The sequence below is a fragment of the Candidatus Magnetobacterium casense genome, assembly GCF_000714715.1.
GTDB classification, from domain to species: domain Bacteria; phylum Nitrospirota; class Thermodesulfovibrionia; order Thermodesulfovibrionales; family Magnetobacteriaceae; genus Magnetobacterium; species Magnetobacterium casense.
Map to the genome: position 1 here is coordinate 55483 of NZ_JMFO01000009.1, position 14553 is coordinate 70035.

15 protein-coding genes are annotated in these 14553 nt (G+C 50.6%); 6 read left to right on the plus strand and 9 right to left on the minus strand.

Going from position 1 to position 14553, the window contains the following annotated elements; all coding sequences use genetic code 11:
* Positions 1 to 2 precede the first annotated feature (2 nt).
* Positions 3 to 1103, plus strand: coding sequence for a tRNA guanosine(34) transglycosylase Tgt (gene tgt, locus Mcas_RS06810; RefSeq protein ID WP_040334769.1), 1101 nt, complete (start codon positions 3 to 5; stop codon positions 1101 to 1103).
* A gap of 24 nt (positions 1104 to 1127) precedes the next feature.
* On the opposite strand, the gene Mcas_RS06815 is transcribed toward tgt, so the two are convergent.
* From Mcas_RS06815 to Mcas_RS06855, 9 genes are all read right to left on the minus strand, one after another.
* Entirely contained in the window at positions 1128 to 1616 is a 489-nt protein-coding gene (locus Mcas_RS06815; RefSeq protein WP_040334770.1) for a regulatory protein RecX, read from the minus strand.
* Positions 1617 to 1695: 79 nt separating this feature from the next.
* On the minus strand, positions 1696 to 2499 hold the full coding sequence (gene recO / locus Mcas_RS06820) for a DNA repair protein RecO (protein ID WP_040334771.1): 804 nt from the start codon (positions 2497 to 2499) through the stop codon (positions 1696 to 1698).
* A complete protein-coding gene (locus Mcas_RS06825; protein WP_040334772.1) occupies positions 2499 to 2951 on the minus strand; it encodes a bifunctional nuclease family protein in 453 nt (150 codons plus the stop codon). Before Mcas_RS06825 ends, recO begins: the two co-directional genes overlap by 1 nt.
* A 108-nt stretch (positions 2952 to 3059) precedes the next feature.
* On the minus strand, positions 3060 to 4250 hold the full coding sequence (locus tag Mcas_RS06830; RefSeq protein WP_040334773.1) for a pyridoxal phosphate-dependent aminotransferase: 1191 nt from the start codon (positions 4248 to 4250) through the stop codon (positions 3060 to 3062).
* 527 nt (positions 4251 to 4777) lie between these two features.
* Complete coding sequence (gene arsB / locus Mcas_RS06835; protein WP_040334774.1) at positions 4778 to 5815, minus strand: ACR3 family arsenite efflux transporter; 1038 nt, start codon at positions 5813 to 5815, stop codon at positions 4778 to 4780.
* Between the two features lies 1 nt (position 5816).
* Positions 5817 to 6239, minus strand: a complete 423-nt coding sequence (locus tag Mcas_RS06840) for an arsenate reductase ArsC (protein ID WP_040334775.1) — start codon at positions 6237 to 6239, stop codon at positions 5817 to 5819.
* A 166-nt stretch (positions 6240 to 6405) separates the two neighbouring features.
* Positions 6406 to 7626 carry an ABC transporter permease gene (locus Mcas_RS06845; protein ID WP_040334776.1) on the minus strand — a complete coding sequence of 407 codons (1221 nt, stop codon included), beginning with the start codon at positions 7624 to 7626 and terminating at the stop codon, positions 6406 to 6408.
* Between the two features lie 38 nt (positions 7627 to 7664).
* The gene (locus Mcas_RS06850) at positions 7665 to 7970 is read right to left on the minus strand and encodes a type II toxin-antitoxin system RelE family toxin (RefSeq protein WP_052566963.1); all 306 of its coding nucleotides are present in this window, start codon (positions 7968 to 7970) and stop codon (positions 7665 to 7667) included.
* On the minus strand, positions 7960 to 8232 hold the full coding sequence (locus Mcas_RS06855; protein ID WP_040334778.1) for a hypothetical protein: 273 nt from the start codon (positions 8230 to 8232) through the stop codon (positions 7960 to 7962). The genes Mcas_RS06850 and Mcas_RS06855 overlap by 11 nt, the downstream gene beginning before the upstream one ends.
* A 355-nt stretch (positions 8233 to 8587) precedes the next feature.
* On the opposite strand from Mcas_RS06855, the gene Mcas_RS16485 reads away from it, so the two are divergent.
* The 5 genes from Mcas_RS16485 (at position 8588) to Mcas_RS06880 (ending at position 14505) form a co-directional block, all read left to right on the plus strand.
* Complete coding sequence (locus tag Mcas_RS16485) at positions 8588 to 9319, plus strand: RNA methyltransferase (protein ID WP_052566964.1); 732 nt, start codon at positions 8588 to 8590, stop codon at positions 9317 to 9319.
* A 152-nt stretch (positions 9320 to 9471) separates the two neighbouring features.
* Complete coding sequence (locus tag Mcas_RS16490; RefSeq protein WP_052566965.1) at positions 9472 to 10590, plus strand: transglycosylase SLT domain-containing protein; 1119 nt, start codon at positions 9472 to 9474, stop codon at positions 10588 to 10590.
* A gap of 45 nt (positions 10591 to 10635) precedes the next feature.
* Entirely contained in the window at positions 10636 to 13131 is a 2496-nt protein-coding gene (locus tag Mcas_RS06870; protein ID WP_040334779.1) for a PAS domain S-box protein, read from the plus strand.
* On the plus strand, positions 13124 to 14311 hold the full coding sequence (locus Mcas_RS06875) for a histidine kinase dimerization/phosphoacceptor domain -containing protein (protein WP_040334780.1): 1188 nt from the start codon (positions 13124 to 13126) through the stop codon (positions 14309 to 14311). Before Mcas_RS06870 ends, Mcas_RS06875 begins: the two co-directional genes overlap by 8 nt.
* Complete coding sequence (locus tag Mcas_RS06880; protein WP_040334781.1) at positions 14311 to 14505, plus strand: hypothetical protein; 195 nt, start codon at positions 14311 to 14313, stop codon at positions 14503 to 14505. The genes Mcas_RS06875 and Mcas_RS06880 overlap by 1 nt, the downstream gene beginning before the upstream one ends.
* The last annotated feature ends 48 nt before the right edge of the window (positions 14506 to 14553 follow it).

Genomic DNA, 14553 nt, shown 5'->3' on the forward strand with positions numbered 1-14553 from the left:
CGATGCGATTTTCACTGCTCAACGTAGACGGCAATGCCAGGGTCGGGACGCTTCAGGTGGGTGCGTGGACGTTGCCAACGCCGATGTTTATGCCCGTGGCAACACAGGGGACGGTCAAGGCCATGACCCCGTTGGCGTTGCGGGAGGTTGGGGCCGATATCATCCTTTGTAACACCTACCACCTGTACCTGCGTCCGGGGCATGATGTGGTTGCGGCAGCCGGCGGACTGCGCGGATTCACCTCCTGGGACGGCCCCGTGTTGACCGACAGTGGCGGATTTCAGGTCTACAGTCTCTCCCCCCTTAGGAAAATCAAAGAGGACGGTGTGCAGTTCAAGTCCCACATAGACGGGTCAACCCACTTCATCGGCCCCATAGAGGCAATGCAGATACAGCGGGCACTGGGGGCTGACATCGTAATGGCCTTTGACGAGTGTCCGCCATACCCTGCTACCTATGAATACGTCCTCAGCTCCCTGCAGTTGACCACCCGCTGGGCAAGGCAGTGCAAGGAGACACACGACGGACAACAACTGCTCTTTGGCATCATTCAGGGCGGGGAGTACAAGGACCTGCGGCGTCAGAGTGCGGCAGAATTAAAGGCGCTGGACTTTGACGGCTATGCCCTTGGCGGGGTCAGCGTTGGGGAGCCAAAGGACATCATGTACGACATCGTCGGTTACATGGCCCCGGAGATGCCACGAGACAAACCCCGGTATCTCATGGGCGTTGGCTTCCCGCAGGACATTATGCACGCCGTTGAGGCCGGCTTTGACATGTTCGACTGCGTCATCCCCACCAGAACCGCCAGACACGGCACCCTCCTAACGCATTCGGGCAGGATCAGTATCAAGGCCCAACGCTACAAAACCGATCCCGCACCCCTCGACCCTCAGTGTCAGTGCTACACCTGCCAGAACTTCTCCCGCGCATACCTCAACCACCTCTTCCGTGCAAAGGAAATCCTCTCCATCACCCTCAACACGATCCACAACCTCCACTTCTACTTCGAGCTTATGAGGGACATCAGAGCGGCTATCACGCAAGGCAGATTCAGGGAGTTCAAGGCACAGTGGGCTGAAGGACTGTGGTTAGGTACGTGATAGGGGGCAAAGGGTGCTATCCGGTTAATCCTGCCCTTGTTCTTCGTCTTCCTTGTACTGTTTTATTGCCTGCGTAATTGTGTCGTTATCAAAACCCTTCCTTGACAGCAGGTCATGCATCTTCTTCAGTTTAACGTAAAAGGGGAATTTTTTTAGATGCCTCGTTTTTTTTGAGATGACTTTGAGGGCTTTTTCCAGTTCCCGTTGTTCGGTAAAGACCAGTTCGTCGATGATCGCTCGGTCAATGCCTCTGGCCCTCAACTCCTCCTTACATGCAAAGGCGCCCAAGTTCTTTGAGTCTTCGTAGTAGTCCAACAGTACGTTGGATGCCCTGCGGTCGTCCAAGAGGCCGAGGTCTGTGAGGCGGAGGAGTTCGGCCTCGATGTCCTGAGCTGGGTAGCCGCGCTCAATCAGCTTGCGATAGAGTTCGACCCTGGTGTAGTCCCTGCGGTTTAACAGCCTGTAGCAATACTTTCTGATGTCGTTGGCTGCACTGCCCCCCGGTGTTTTCATTTGAACACGGAGTCGCCTCTCTCTTTTTTTTGTATCGCACGCAATCTGAAACAACCTTTCCTGTATTATCGATTCTCAGTCATTGGCATAAGGGCAATGTTCTCTCCTGCCGTTGCTGGGCCAGGAGGAAGGAGTTTGTCTTTATGTCCTTGTCTATGGTGAATCTGATATGCAGGTTTAACATACGCTCAAGTTCCTGGGCCAACTTTGGGGACGGCATCAGCCTGCCCAACATCTCCCAGCGCCACTGCCGAATCTTTTCATAGACGCTGATTGCCCCCATGGAGAGTTCAACCTTGGGACTGCCCCCCCCAGATCGGTTTCCACCGGAATCGCCCCGCCCCATGCCGCCCAGACAACCACCACACACGATCGAGCCATCATGAAAGTAAAACGACGTCCCCGTCCGCCCACACCTGGCACAACCACTGAGACGCGGCAGAAATCCCGACAACATCAACAGCTTGACCTTGTAAAACAGATATACGCGGTAGGGCAATCTGTCTGTTTCTATGAGCTTGAGGGCCTTGAGCATGATATCAAACAGCTCCCTGTGGGGTGCCATTTCGGGTATGAGTCCTAGGGTCATCTCCACGATCTCCGATACCCGTTGGAAGCATCCAAAATCTTCCCTGAGTTTCTGATGCGGGTAGATAATGTCGGCCTGCGTGAGTCTGGGCAGCGTGGCATGTTCCCTGCCCCAGAAGGCCATCCGGTTGTGTGTGAGTGGCTCAAGGGCGCTGCCAAACCTGCTCTTTGTCTTGCGCGGTCCCTTGGCAAAAACCCTAACCACTCCATAGTCACTGGTGAAAAACGACACTATTGCATCGGCCTCCCCATAGGGGAAGCTGTTAAGGACAATACCCTCGGTTCTGTGGAGCATTACATGATGTTGCCAAAGTCCTCGGGTTTAAGGTTCTTAAGCCACTCCTCTAGTTCATCGGTGTTTCTGCGCTCAATGACGCTCTCATCGACGTAGATCGGCGAGCTTGTCCTCAGTGCCACGGCCACGGCGTCACTTGGTCTGGAGTCTATAGGCTTTTCATACTTACCGTCGGAGACATACAGGGTAGCATAGTAGGTGTTGTCCACGATTTCCCGTACCACGACCTTTGAGACGCTCATCCTCAGCTCCTCAATGATATTCTTTACGAGGTCGTGAGTAAGCGGCCTTGGCGTAACTACCCTTCCAAGGGCCAGGGCGATAGAGTCTGCCTCCGGTTTGCCTATCCATATGGGCAGGGTCTCATCCCCATCTACTGCCTTGAGTAAGAGTATGTACATGCCGCTTCTTGGGTCAAACAACAACCCGTCTACTTTCATCTTTATCACCATATCAACAATGCTCCCTTGCTCCCGTGCTGTATTAATATTATACCTTCTGGGAGGTCTTTTTCAAGACAAATATTTATACTGCCACAAAACCCTTCTGCCGTGGAGGGCCTATGAGAGTTTTCCGAGGGCCTCCCTGAGCCGCGACAGTCCCTCTTTGATGTTCTTCATCGAGGTTGCATAGGACATCCGTATAAAGCCCTCGGCACCAAATGCCCCACCGGGGACAAGTGCCACGTGCGCCTCCTGTAGCAGATACATGGAAAGGTCGGTGCAGTTTTTGATTTCGGCATTATTGAAACGCCGCCCCAGTACCTTCTGTATGTTTGCGAATGCGTAGAACGCCCCCTCCGGCATTATGCACGACACCCCCTCGATGGTATTAAGCTCGGCAACGAGGAAACGCCTCCTGTCGTCAAACTGTCTCAGCATTTCGTCAATGAAACCCTGTGGGCCATTGAGGGCCTCCACTGCCGCCTTCTGGGCAAATGACGTTGTATTGGACGTCGATTGACTCTGGATGTTCTCCATTGCCTTGATTACGTCGGCGCTACCGGCGGCATAGCCAAGGCGCCATCCGGTCATGGCATAGGCCTTGGACAGACCGTTGATGACAATGGTTCGCTGTTTGATTTCGTTGCTTATGGCGGCAATGCTTACGTGTTTTATGCCATCGTAGAGGAGTTTTTCGTATATCTCATCGGAAACTACCCAGAGGTTGTGCTTGAGGACTATTTCGGCGATGGCCTCAAGGCCCTTGAGGTCGTAGGTGAAGCCCGTGGGGTTGGAGGGATAGTTGAGTATGATGGCCTTTGTCTTGCCGGTGATGCTGCCTTTTAGGGCCTCCGGAGACAACATGAACTTATCGGCCTCCGTAGTCTGGACGATGACCGGTGTTGCGTCGTTGAGCAAGACCTGGTCGGGATACGACACCCAGTACGGGGCAGGTATGATGACCTCATCCCCGGCGCTATACAGGGCCTGGGCTGCGTTGTAGAGCGAGTGCTTGGCCCCGCAGGAGACCACTATTTCGTTAGGTTTATAGTGGAGGTTGTTGTCCCTTTTGAACTTTTCGATGATTGCGGTTTTTAGTTCCGGTATACCGCCCACCGGTGTGTACTTTGTGAAGCCGTCGTTGAGCGCCTTGACTGCGGCTGCCTTGATGTGGTCAGGCGTGTCAAAATCAGGCTCGCCAACGGCAAAGCTGATTACGTCAATTCCATTAGCCTTCATCTCCTTGGCTTTTGCGTCAATCGATAACGTCGGAGACGGCTTTATCTTTTTGGCCCTGTCTGATACCATTGTGTTCCCCTCATAATTTTATAGATTTGATCTAATGATACTATATCGGCAGTGATTTTTTGAACAAAAAAATAAAAGAACAAAAAGGTGCTGCTCCCCTTTCGCTTAAATACTGACCATAGCCCACCCTTTACGGTTTATCGCAAGTATTCTGGCTATCGTTTCAATATTTATCATTAGGGTTACAGTTTTTAGGCAATCACAACTGGTAAAGATGGGTGATATTCTAAATCAAATATTCAAACTTGGCAGCATTAACAGGCTATCTAAAGTTGCTTAATGGCGAAGGTATTGACCCATACAAAATGCTAAAGAATCTCGTATTTTTATATCAAAGACATTTGCCATTTATAACCTCTTGTTAAAGATTGCCTTAAACCATTATAAACCATGCACTATTATGGGGTCAAGGGGGCTTCTTTGTGGCCGGGGCGCCTCGTCCCCCCCCTTGCAGGGGAGGTCTGAGGAGGGCCAGGTGCGACCTGGAGCGCCAAGAAGCAAAGCCCCTCCTTCTTTCTTTCTCTTCTTCAAAAGAACCGCCTCTTAAAAAACAGCGCCACGTTGACGAGGCTGATTAACACGGGCACCTCGGCCAGCGGGCCAATTACGGCGGCAAAGGCTTCCCCGGAGTTTAGCCCAAACACGGCTATCGTAACGGCTATCGATAACTCAAAGTTGTTGCTTGCGGCTGTAAAGGACAAGGTTGCCGTCTTTGGGTAATCCGTGCCCAACTTCATGCTTATAAAGAAAGACACCAGAAACATCAGGACAAAGTAAATCACCAGCGGAATAAACACCCTGACCACGTCCATCGGGAGCTTCAGTATGTAATCACCTTTCAGGGCAAACATGACCAGTATCGTAAAGAGCAGCGCCACCAGGGTCATAGGGCTGATGGCCGGTGAGAATACGTTGTCATACCAATGGACGCCCTTTTTCCTGATGAGGACATACCTGCTGAGGGCGCCGGCGAAAAACGGTATGCCCAGGTACACCAGGACACTGCGGGCGATCTGCCCGATGCTGATGTCAACGCTGGTTGCCTGTACGCCAAAGAGCGGCAGCAGCACTGAGAGAAAGAAAAATGCGTAAAGCGAATAAACCAACACCTGAAACACCGAGTTAAGCGCCACCAATCCGGCGGCATATTCCCTGTCTCCACCGGCCAGATCGTTCCACACCACCACCATTGCAATGCAGCGGGCAAGCCCCGTGAGGATCAACCCGTACATGTAGTGCGGATAGTCCCTGAGAAACACAACGGCCAACAGAAACATCAGCACGGGGCCTATCAGCCAGTTCTGCACCAGCGAAAGCGCCAGTACACGCTTGTCCGTAAACACCTCTGACATCCGTTCGTACTTGACCTTTGCAAGGGGCGGGTACATCATCAGGATGAGGCCGATGGCTATGGGGATGTTGGTCGTCCCCACCTGAAAGACGTTTAACACGCCCTGAACCTGAGGAAACAGATATCCGCACACAACCCCGACAAACATGGCCGCAAATATCCACAGCGTCAGGTACCTGTCGAGAAAGGATAATCTGCCGGAGACCTTTGTCATCTTATTTTAGCCCTCCAATCCACTGGAGAATCCGTGCCTTTATAGCATCCCGGATTTCCTTTGTCCTTGCAAGGATGTCGTCTCTGCTGCCGTTTAACGAGGAGGGGTCTTCAAAGCCCCAGTGGAGCTTTTTGGCGTTTCCCGGAAACGTCGGACATGCCTCTGCCCTGGACTCATCACAGACGGTGACAACGTAATCAAACTGCTCCGCCCTGTCGTACATCTCAAAGACACTCTTGGTCTTGTTGCCGGAGATGTCTATGCCTGCCTCTTTCATTGCCTCTACTACGACGGGGTTGAGGTTTCCCGGTTGCAGCCCTGCGCTGTGAGCCTCAAACATCCCCACGCCCAAAGCGTTAAGAAACGCCTCCGCCATCTGACTCCTTGCGCTGTTGTGTACGCACACAAATAATACCCTTATCATTTGAACCTCCTTGTATAATCAGGGGAAAAAAAGAAGAAAGGAGCGGCTCCGCCCCCCCTTCAGAACCCCCCGCAAGGGGAGGGGTGAGCCACCCCGGGCACGAAGAAGTCCCCTTGACCCCATAATGCTCAATCCTGGTCCGCAATTATATACTATACCACAAAACTTACCGCAAGATATAGATCGGTTCAATTTCGATGGCTTTTTTGGATGGATATATACCCGAAAACAGTCCGATACACAGCGATGCGGTAAATGCTATAACCACGCCTGTGCCGGAGACCACAAACGGCATCCCTGTTACAAGCGCCACCAGCAGGCTCAACGCAACACCAATGACGCAGCCAATTACGCCACCGACAAAGGAGATAAACGATGACTCGGTCAGAAACTGGATCATGATATCCCGCTTTTTTGACCCCACGGCGCGTCTTATACCGATCTCCACCCGGCGCTCGTTGACCATCAGGATCATTATCGAGAGTATCCCTACGGCGCTGATTGTAAAGGAGACAAGCGAGACTATCAGTCCCAGCATTCTGACCAGTCTGATGGCCTGGGTCTTGATGTCGTTGACGTCCTTGAGGTTGATCACGGTGAAGTCGTCGCGTTGACCTTTTTTGATGTTGTGTCTGAGGCGCAGGAGGTCTTCTGTCTGTGAGGCGAGCGGGGAGAGTGAGGCATCGTCGTTGGCCTCGATGTAAATGACACTGACGTACTGTTTGTTTACAAATCGTCGCAGGTACGTGTTGAGGGGGACGTAGACGATGTTGTCCGAGTCAACACCGGCGGCGTCTGCTCCTACGGGGCGCAATACCCCGGTGACCTCACACGGGACCCGGTAGACGTAGATATACTTGCCCATCGGGTCGGCATCTCCAAAGAGTTTTTGGGCGACCTTGGCCCCTATGATGGCCTTGCGTTTGAGTTCCTTGTCATCAGCGGGGGCAAAGTACTGGCCGCGGCTTAAGTCGAGTTTCCGTATCTGAAAGAACTCACTGCCCACACCCATGAGGGTTGTGGTAATGGTGGTATCGAGGTATCTGACGGGGAAGTTTTTGCTCGTAGCGGGTGCGATGTTGTTTATGTAAAACGTCGAGTTCTTGATGGCCCTGACATCGGCAATGGTCAGGTTTGTGGCCTCGCCCAATGCCCCGGGTCTGGCGTGCATTCCCATCAGACCGCTTCGTACAATCAGCAGGTTTTTTCCAAAACTCTCAACCTCCTTGAGCGTTTGGAGTCTCAGGGAGGCCGAAATGTTTGTCACGGTGATCAGCGACAACGTCCCCAGCACTACCCCCGCTACAGCCAACGCACTTCTGAGCTTGAAGCTGCTGAAGGACTTAAGCGCAATGGACAGGTTAAGGGTGACGTGTCGAAACCTCATCTCTGCCACTGTGCCATGTAGTTGTCAACGTAATATTTCTATTGTATCCCTGAACTATTACGTTTATTCTTATATCTCTTATATACTGCATTATCGTTGCGTTTACCAATAATGGTTATATTTATAGTGTCTCCCTTAACAAAGTATATTATCCTATACTCGCCTATATCCACCCTTCTAAATGTTATATCAGTTGGTTTTTTATCATGCAGTTGTTCGGAATCAACTGGATATGGCTCTGAGGTTAATGATAGAATCTTATTGAGAACTTGCTTGAACTGCTTTGCATCAAGGCGATATAAAAAATCCTTGGCCTCCTTTGTAATATCGAGCTTAAACTTCAACAAGTTTCTCTATTATAAATGCAAGCGTCTGCTCATGCCCAATATAACCGCTTTTTTCAGCCCGCATTGCCATCTCTATCCAATAGGCGTCATCCTCTTCTGCTGCAGTGAGTAAGTCGTCTGTATCCTCTATCAATTCCTCCACCCGCCTTAACTCCTCCATATCAACAATAGCCGCTATTCTACGTCCTTCACTGTCTGTCACGTATTGACTGATCCGGATAAGACTAATCTCATCTTCTTGTTCTAACGATGTGGACATGTTGCCCCTCCTTATACATCCATATAATATTAGCAAACAAGTTTTATGTAAATTAAGTATAACATAATTACCTAAAAAAACACTACCCCCCAATCTGTCAATCAACCCATTATGGGGTCAAGAGGACTTCTTCGTGCCCGGGGCGGGTGCGATCCGCTGCGACAAGATTGCGCCTCGCCCCTCCCCTTGCAGGAGGTTCTGAAGGGGCCAGGAGCGCATTGAGCCGGGGGTCGCTGCCCCCTCCTGGAGCGAAAAAGAAGCGGAGCCGCCCCTTTCTTTTCTTACGGTTAAATGCGATTGCCCTGGTACCGGGGTTGAACTATTACTGTTTTTGTTTTTATAATTTAGTATGGCTATGAACCTCAGAGACAACATCTACTTCACGCTGCTGCAACCACGGGAGCCGGGTAACGTCGGAGCGGCAGCCAGGGCTGTAAAGAACATGGGATTTGAGCGGCTGTGCCTCGTAGACCCTTGTGACTACCTCAACGCCGAGGCCCGCGCCTTTGCCCACGGGGCAATCGATGTGCTAGAAGGTGCCACGGTCTGCGCAAGCCTCACGGAGGCAGTCAACGACAAGGCCATCGTCGTGGGGACCACACGCCGCCAGGGAAAGACGCGCGGGGTTATCCGTCCCATCAGGGAGGCAGTTGCAACAATCGCTGAACTCTCCGCCAACAACAAGGTTGCCATACTCTTTGGGCGTGAGGACAAGGGCCTCCTCAGTGAGGAGATCAACCGCTGCGGCTTTCTGATGACGATAGCCACCTCACATGCCCAGCCTTCGCTGAACCTGGCACAGGCAGTCCTGATTGTAGCATACGAGCTTTCCCCGGTGTGCAGGGACAACCATTATGCAAGGGCGCCTAAACTTGTACCACAGGAGCATCTCAACCACCTGTACGACCGAATCGCAGGGGTGTTGAACAACCTGGGCATTGGTATGAGGGGCTCCGAAGACCTCGAGTCAGACATTGTCAGAAATATCAGACACCTCGTCGGTCGCTACGGACTAACCCACTGGGAGGTGGACATGTTACACGGTATATGTAGCGCTATCAACCATAAATGCAAACGATCAGGATAAAAAGTGTTCCTTTAGTTTCACACGGTAAACACCTTATTAACAAATATTTTTCTGCCACATAGAAAACTATTGACAACAGGTGCCATGCAACGGGTACAATAGATATACATAACTATATAGATTTATAATAAAATGAAATAAGGAGGTTAATTATGCTCTACAGAGTGCTTTTAGGCTTGGGCTTACCGCTGATAATCCTTTACACGGTCTCTGATGCGGCGGCGGTGTCAAAGGCGTCTGTCAGAAAACCGTCCGAGGTCACTAACAGTGATCTTCTCAAACGACTGTTTCACCAGGCACCCCACATCTATCCCCCCACGGGAAAGACAAACCAGCAAAAGATCATGAAGTGGCGAAATATCTTTAGCGAAAGAGACCTCGAATTTGATAAGAAACTGATCAAGTACAAAAACAACAAGGGCATGGAACTCATAACCACCTACCAACACCTGCTTTCAGGTTGGCATAGTATGCTGGAGGCAGGACACCTGAAGATGATCTATCAGAAATGCAAGGACAACGATATCCCATTTGAGATAGTGTTTTTAGCCCTTGCGGAGTCTGCGTGGAACCCCCTTGCGTTATCACATGCCGGAGCAAAGGGGTACTGGCAGTTCATGCCGGCTACCGCTAAATCCTACGGCCTCATTGACGACGACATCGACTACAGAAGCCATGCGCAACGCAGCACCGATGCCGCCATCAGACTCCTGAAAGACAACTATAAACTCACCCTGGCATGGGACAGGGCATACAAGATAAATGGCGCCAGGGTCACCAACAGCGACAGGTGGTTATGGGCATTCTGGGCCTACAATCGTTCCCCCAAGAGCGTTGCAAAGTACTACAAGCAATTCGGGGGCAACCCCAAACCCTTTGCCGCCAATGTAGACAATACCGAAAGCGCCAACTACGTGAGCAAAATATTTGCCATCAGGGAGGTACTGAAGGAATACGTGGCAAACTCCCAGGTAGCAACCTCCGGTACAAAGGGGTCAAAGACCGGTAAGAAGTCACAGGCTGACAAAGAGTACGCCCAGTATAAAAAAACATGGTACAGCCAGGAGCTCCCCCAACGCCTTGAGAGCCTTGAACAGATCAGACGGATGTATCTGTCAGAAGGCGTTGTCTCAAAAAAGAGTACGCCCCCTGCCATCCCCAACGCCGTGCAAAAAGAGATATGGTATATCAAAGAGGTACTGGCTGAGATTGACTACAAATTTGACGACAGCAGGGTTGTGGAATCATCAGACAAAAACAGAAACCTATAGGGACCGGGTGCATGATAATGACAAATCAGGACAGATAAAGACGATATGTCGTTTGTAGATAATATCAGACAGATACTGAAAGATCGTGTAGAGAGTAATATAAACTCGCTGTTTGAGGCCAACATAGCCTTGCGCCAGCATATCTACCAGCGCACCAAGGAGCTTGACAGGGTCAACAAGGAGCTGCAGGAAGAGATAAAAGAACGCAAACAGGTTGAAGAGGCGCTAAGATTAAGCGAAAACAGATACAAACGCCTTGTTGACGCAATCACCGACTACATGTATACCGTGGAGGTCAAAGATGGCCGTGCGGTATCTACACGTCACTCGGCCGGTTGTGTGGCCGTCACCGGGTATCACTCCGAAGAATACGAGACAGACCAATACCTGTGGTACCGTATGATCGCCGAAGATGACCGGGAAATGGTCAAAAGCCAGGTCAAACACGTCCTCGCAGGGGAGGCGGCACCCCCAATAGAGCATCGCATAATCCACAAGAATGGCTCCGTCCGTTGGGTGAGAAACACCATCGTGCCGCGCCGCAATCAGGACGGACGACTGATCGCCTATGACGGCCTCATATCGGACATCACACAACGCAAGTTGGCCGAAGAGGCCTTAAAGCTCAGTGAAAACCGCTACAAACTCCTGCTGGGAGCCATCACGGATTACATCTATACAGTGGAGGTCAAAGACGGTCGTGCAGCCTCCACTACCCACGGCCCTGGCTGTGTGGCCGTCACCGGCTACACCACCGAAGAGTATGACGAAGACCCCTACCTGTGGTACCGCATGATCCACGGTGAGGACCGTAAGGCCGTCACCGAACTTGCATACAAGATACTCAAAGGAGAACCGGTGCTCTCCATAGAACATCGCATCATACACAAGGACGCCTCTATCAGATGGGTGCGAAACACCCCCGTTGCCAGGTACGACTCCAACAGAAACCTCATCGCCTACGACGGCCTTATCTCAGACATTACGGAGAAAAAACTGGCCGAAGAACAACTCAGAAAAAACACCGAACAATTACAGGACTTCTTTGACAACGCCTCGGACATGATCCACGTGGTTACCCCCGATGGGAGGTTTAAGTACGTAAATCGCTCATGGCTCAACACCCTCGGCTATAGCGAAGATGAGGTGGAAACGCTGACCCTCTCTGACGTGATCCACCCCAATCACTTTGACAACGGACTTCACAACTTCAACTGCTTCCTCATCGGCAGTATATCGAGCAGGTTCGAGACAGTCTTTGTCACCAGGGACGGCAGAAACATTGTAGTGCTGGGCAGCGTTAACTGCATATTTGAAAACGGCATCCCCTGCGTAACGCGTGGCATCTTCCACGACATCACCGATATCAAGAGGGCCGAGGAGGCATTAAAGAAATATAACGACGAACTCGAAATCAGGGTCAGGGAGAGAACGGCAGAACTGCTCCACGCAAAGACCTACCTCGAAAGCGTACTGTTGTCCCTTACGGATGCCCTCATCGTGGTCAACGGAGACCTTGTCATCCAAACGGTAAATCACTCCGCCTGTACCCTCCTGGGCTACGACGAAGACCAACTGGTGGGCAAAATGGTTGACGTCATGTTTGCAGAAAACATCCTGGAGGCCATCCGCGGACAGGGCAACACCAAGGACCTGTTTACGTCAATGAAGACCGCAACCTCAGAGGATATCCCCGTCCTCGTAAACCTCTCCAGACTCGGACAGTGGAGTGAGGAGGTCATCAACGACACCATTGTTGTCGCCCACGACATGAGGGAGATACGAAAGCTCGAGGAAGAATCCCACAGGATACAGCTAAAGATGCTGACTTCCTCCAAGATGGCTACGTTAGGCGAAATCGCCACGGGAATCGCACATGAGATAAATCAACCACTTACCTATATCAGCAGCTTTCTCCAGGGCCTGATCCTGGAGATCAAGCAGGGGGAATTAAACACCGATGCGCTTAAAAAAGAGGCCGTTGTGGCATATAAACAGGTCAACAGGATCGTTGATATAATCCAGCACCTGCGCACGTTTGGCCGCCGAGACGATATCGAAATGGAATCAATCAGCATCGAAATGGTCTTACACAACAGTCTGCTGCTTATGGGTGAGCGTATACGCCTAAGGAACATATCTCTTACAAAAAATGTGGAGCCTGACCTGCCACACGTTGTAGGAAGTGCCAACCAACTGGAGCAGGTGTTTATCAATCTCCTGCAAAACGCCATGGATGCCCTGGCTCAGAACAAGACCACTGCCGAAATACGCATCGTCATAAGACTATCGGGAGATAAACACTTCATCGTTATAAAATTCACCGACAACGGTATGGGTATAGAGGAGAAGATTTTGGACAGGATTTTTGAACCGTTTTACACAACCAAGGAGGTTGGTATGGGCACAGGCCTGGGACTTTCCATCGTATATGGAATAATAGTCGGACACAACGGAACTATCACCTGCGATTCTAAGGCTAACAGGGGCACTACCTTTACGATTAATCTCCCTGTTGCCGGTAACACGACAGATGTATAATCAGAAGATACTTATACTCGATGACGAGCAGATCGTAATAGATGCAATCAAGAAACACCTCAGGAACTATGGCTATACCATCTATGAGGCCAAAAACGGCATTGACGGGATAAAACTGTTTTACGAGGTCAATCCAGTGCTCATAATCCTGGACCTCAAGATGCCGGTCATGGATGGCGTAGAGTTTCTGCAAAAGATAAACCTTGTCCCCACAGACCCCTATTCGGTCATTGTGCTCACAGGCCATGGCAGCGATGAGGACATGGAGAGGTGTTTTGAGTTGGGCGTCAGTGCGTTTTTGCACAAACCGTTTAACCTCTACGAACTAAAGGGGCTGGTAAAAAACTCTATAGCCTTAAAACACGTCGAAAAAGACCTCAAAAGACAACTGGACGCCCGTAATAAAATGGAAGGAGAACTCTGGAAATATCGCTATCTCTTGGAAGACCTCGTTGAAAAACGCACCTTACAGCTTAAGACCACCAACGACAAACTCCACGTGGAAATAAACGAACGCCTTAAAACTGAAGAGCGGCTGAAACAATCACTGAAGGAAAAAGAGGTGCTCCTGCGCGAGGTCCATCACCGGGTAAAGAACAACCTCCAGATTGTCTCAAGCCTCCTGGACCTGCAAGCACGATATATCACCAACGACGAGTCCCTGGAGATGTTCCGTGACAGTCAGAGGAGATTAAAGGCAATGGCCCTCATACATGAAAAACTCTACCAGGCCGACAACGTCGAGCGGATAGACTTTCGAAAATACGTAGAGAACCTGTTAAACCACCTGTATGCCTCCTACTGCCTCAACACCGACAGGATAAGCATGAACACCAACATAGACGAATGCTACATAGGGCTTGATACGGCAGTGCCATGCGGGTTAATCATCAACGAAATCGTATCTAACTCCCTCAAACACGCATTCACGGCAGATGTAATGGGCAGTATTAACGTAGAACTAAAGGTGCAGCCCGGAAATGCCTTTGTTCTGACAATCGGTGACACGGGCATGGGCATTACCCCAGGGATAGAAATCAAAGATGCGCAGACACTAGGCCTGAGACTCGTAAATGCCTTGGTAACAGACCAACTGGAGGGCTCCATACAGTGCGAAACCAATCCGGGAACAACCTTTAAAATCGCCTTTGGTGAAATAAAATACTCCAGGAGGGCCTAATGTCAACAACCAAGAAACTCAACTGCCATATCCTTGACGCCCCCCGGCTCAGACCACCGGATAGGGCCAGGATTGCAGAGGCTTATACACACACGATACGTCATGCAGATCGCTGTACATTGCTGTGGCATGGTTATTTTACATATAGCGGCAGGTTTTCCCCTGCGGGTGGATTGACTGAAATAAAAATATAAAATTTTTTTACAGCATAGTAAAGTTTTAAATAACTTTACCGATAAGAA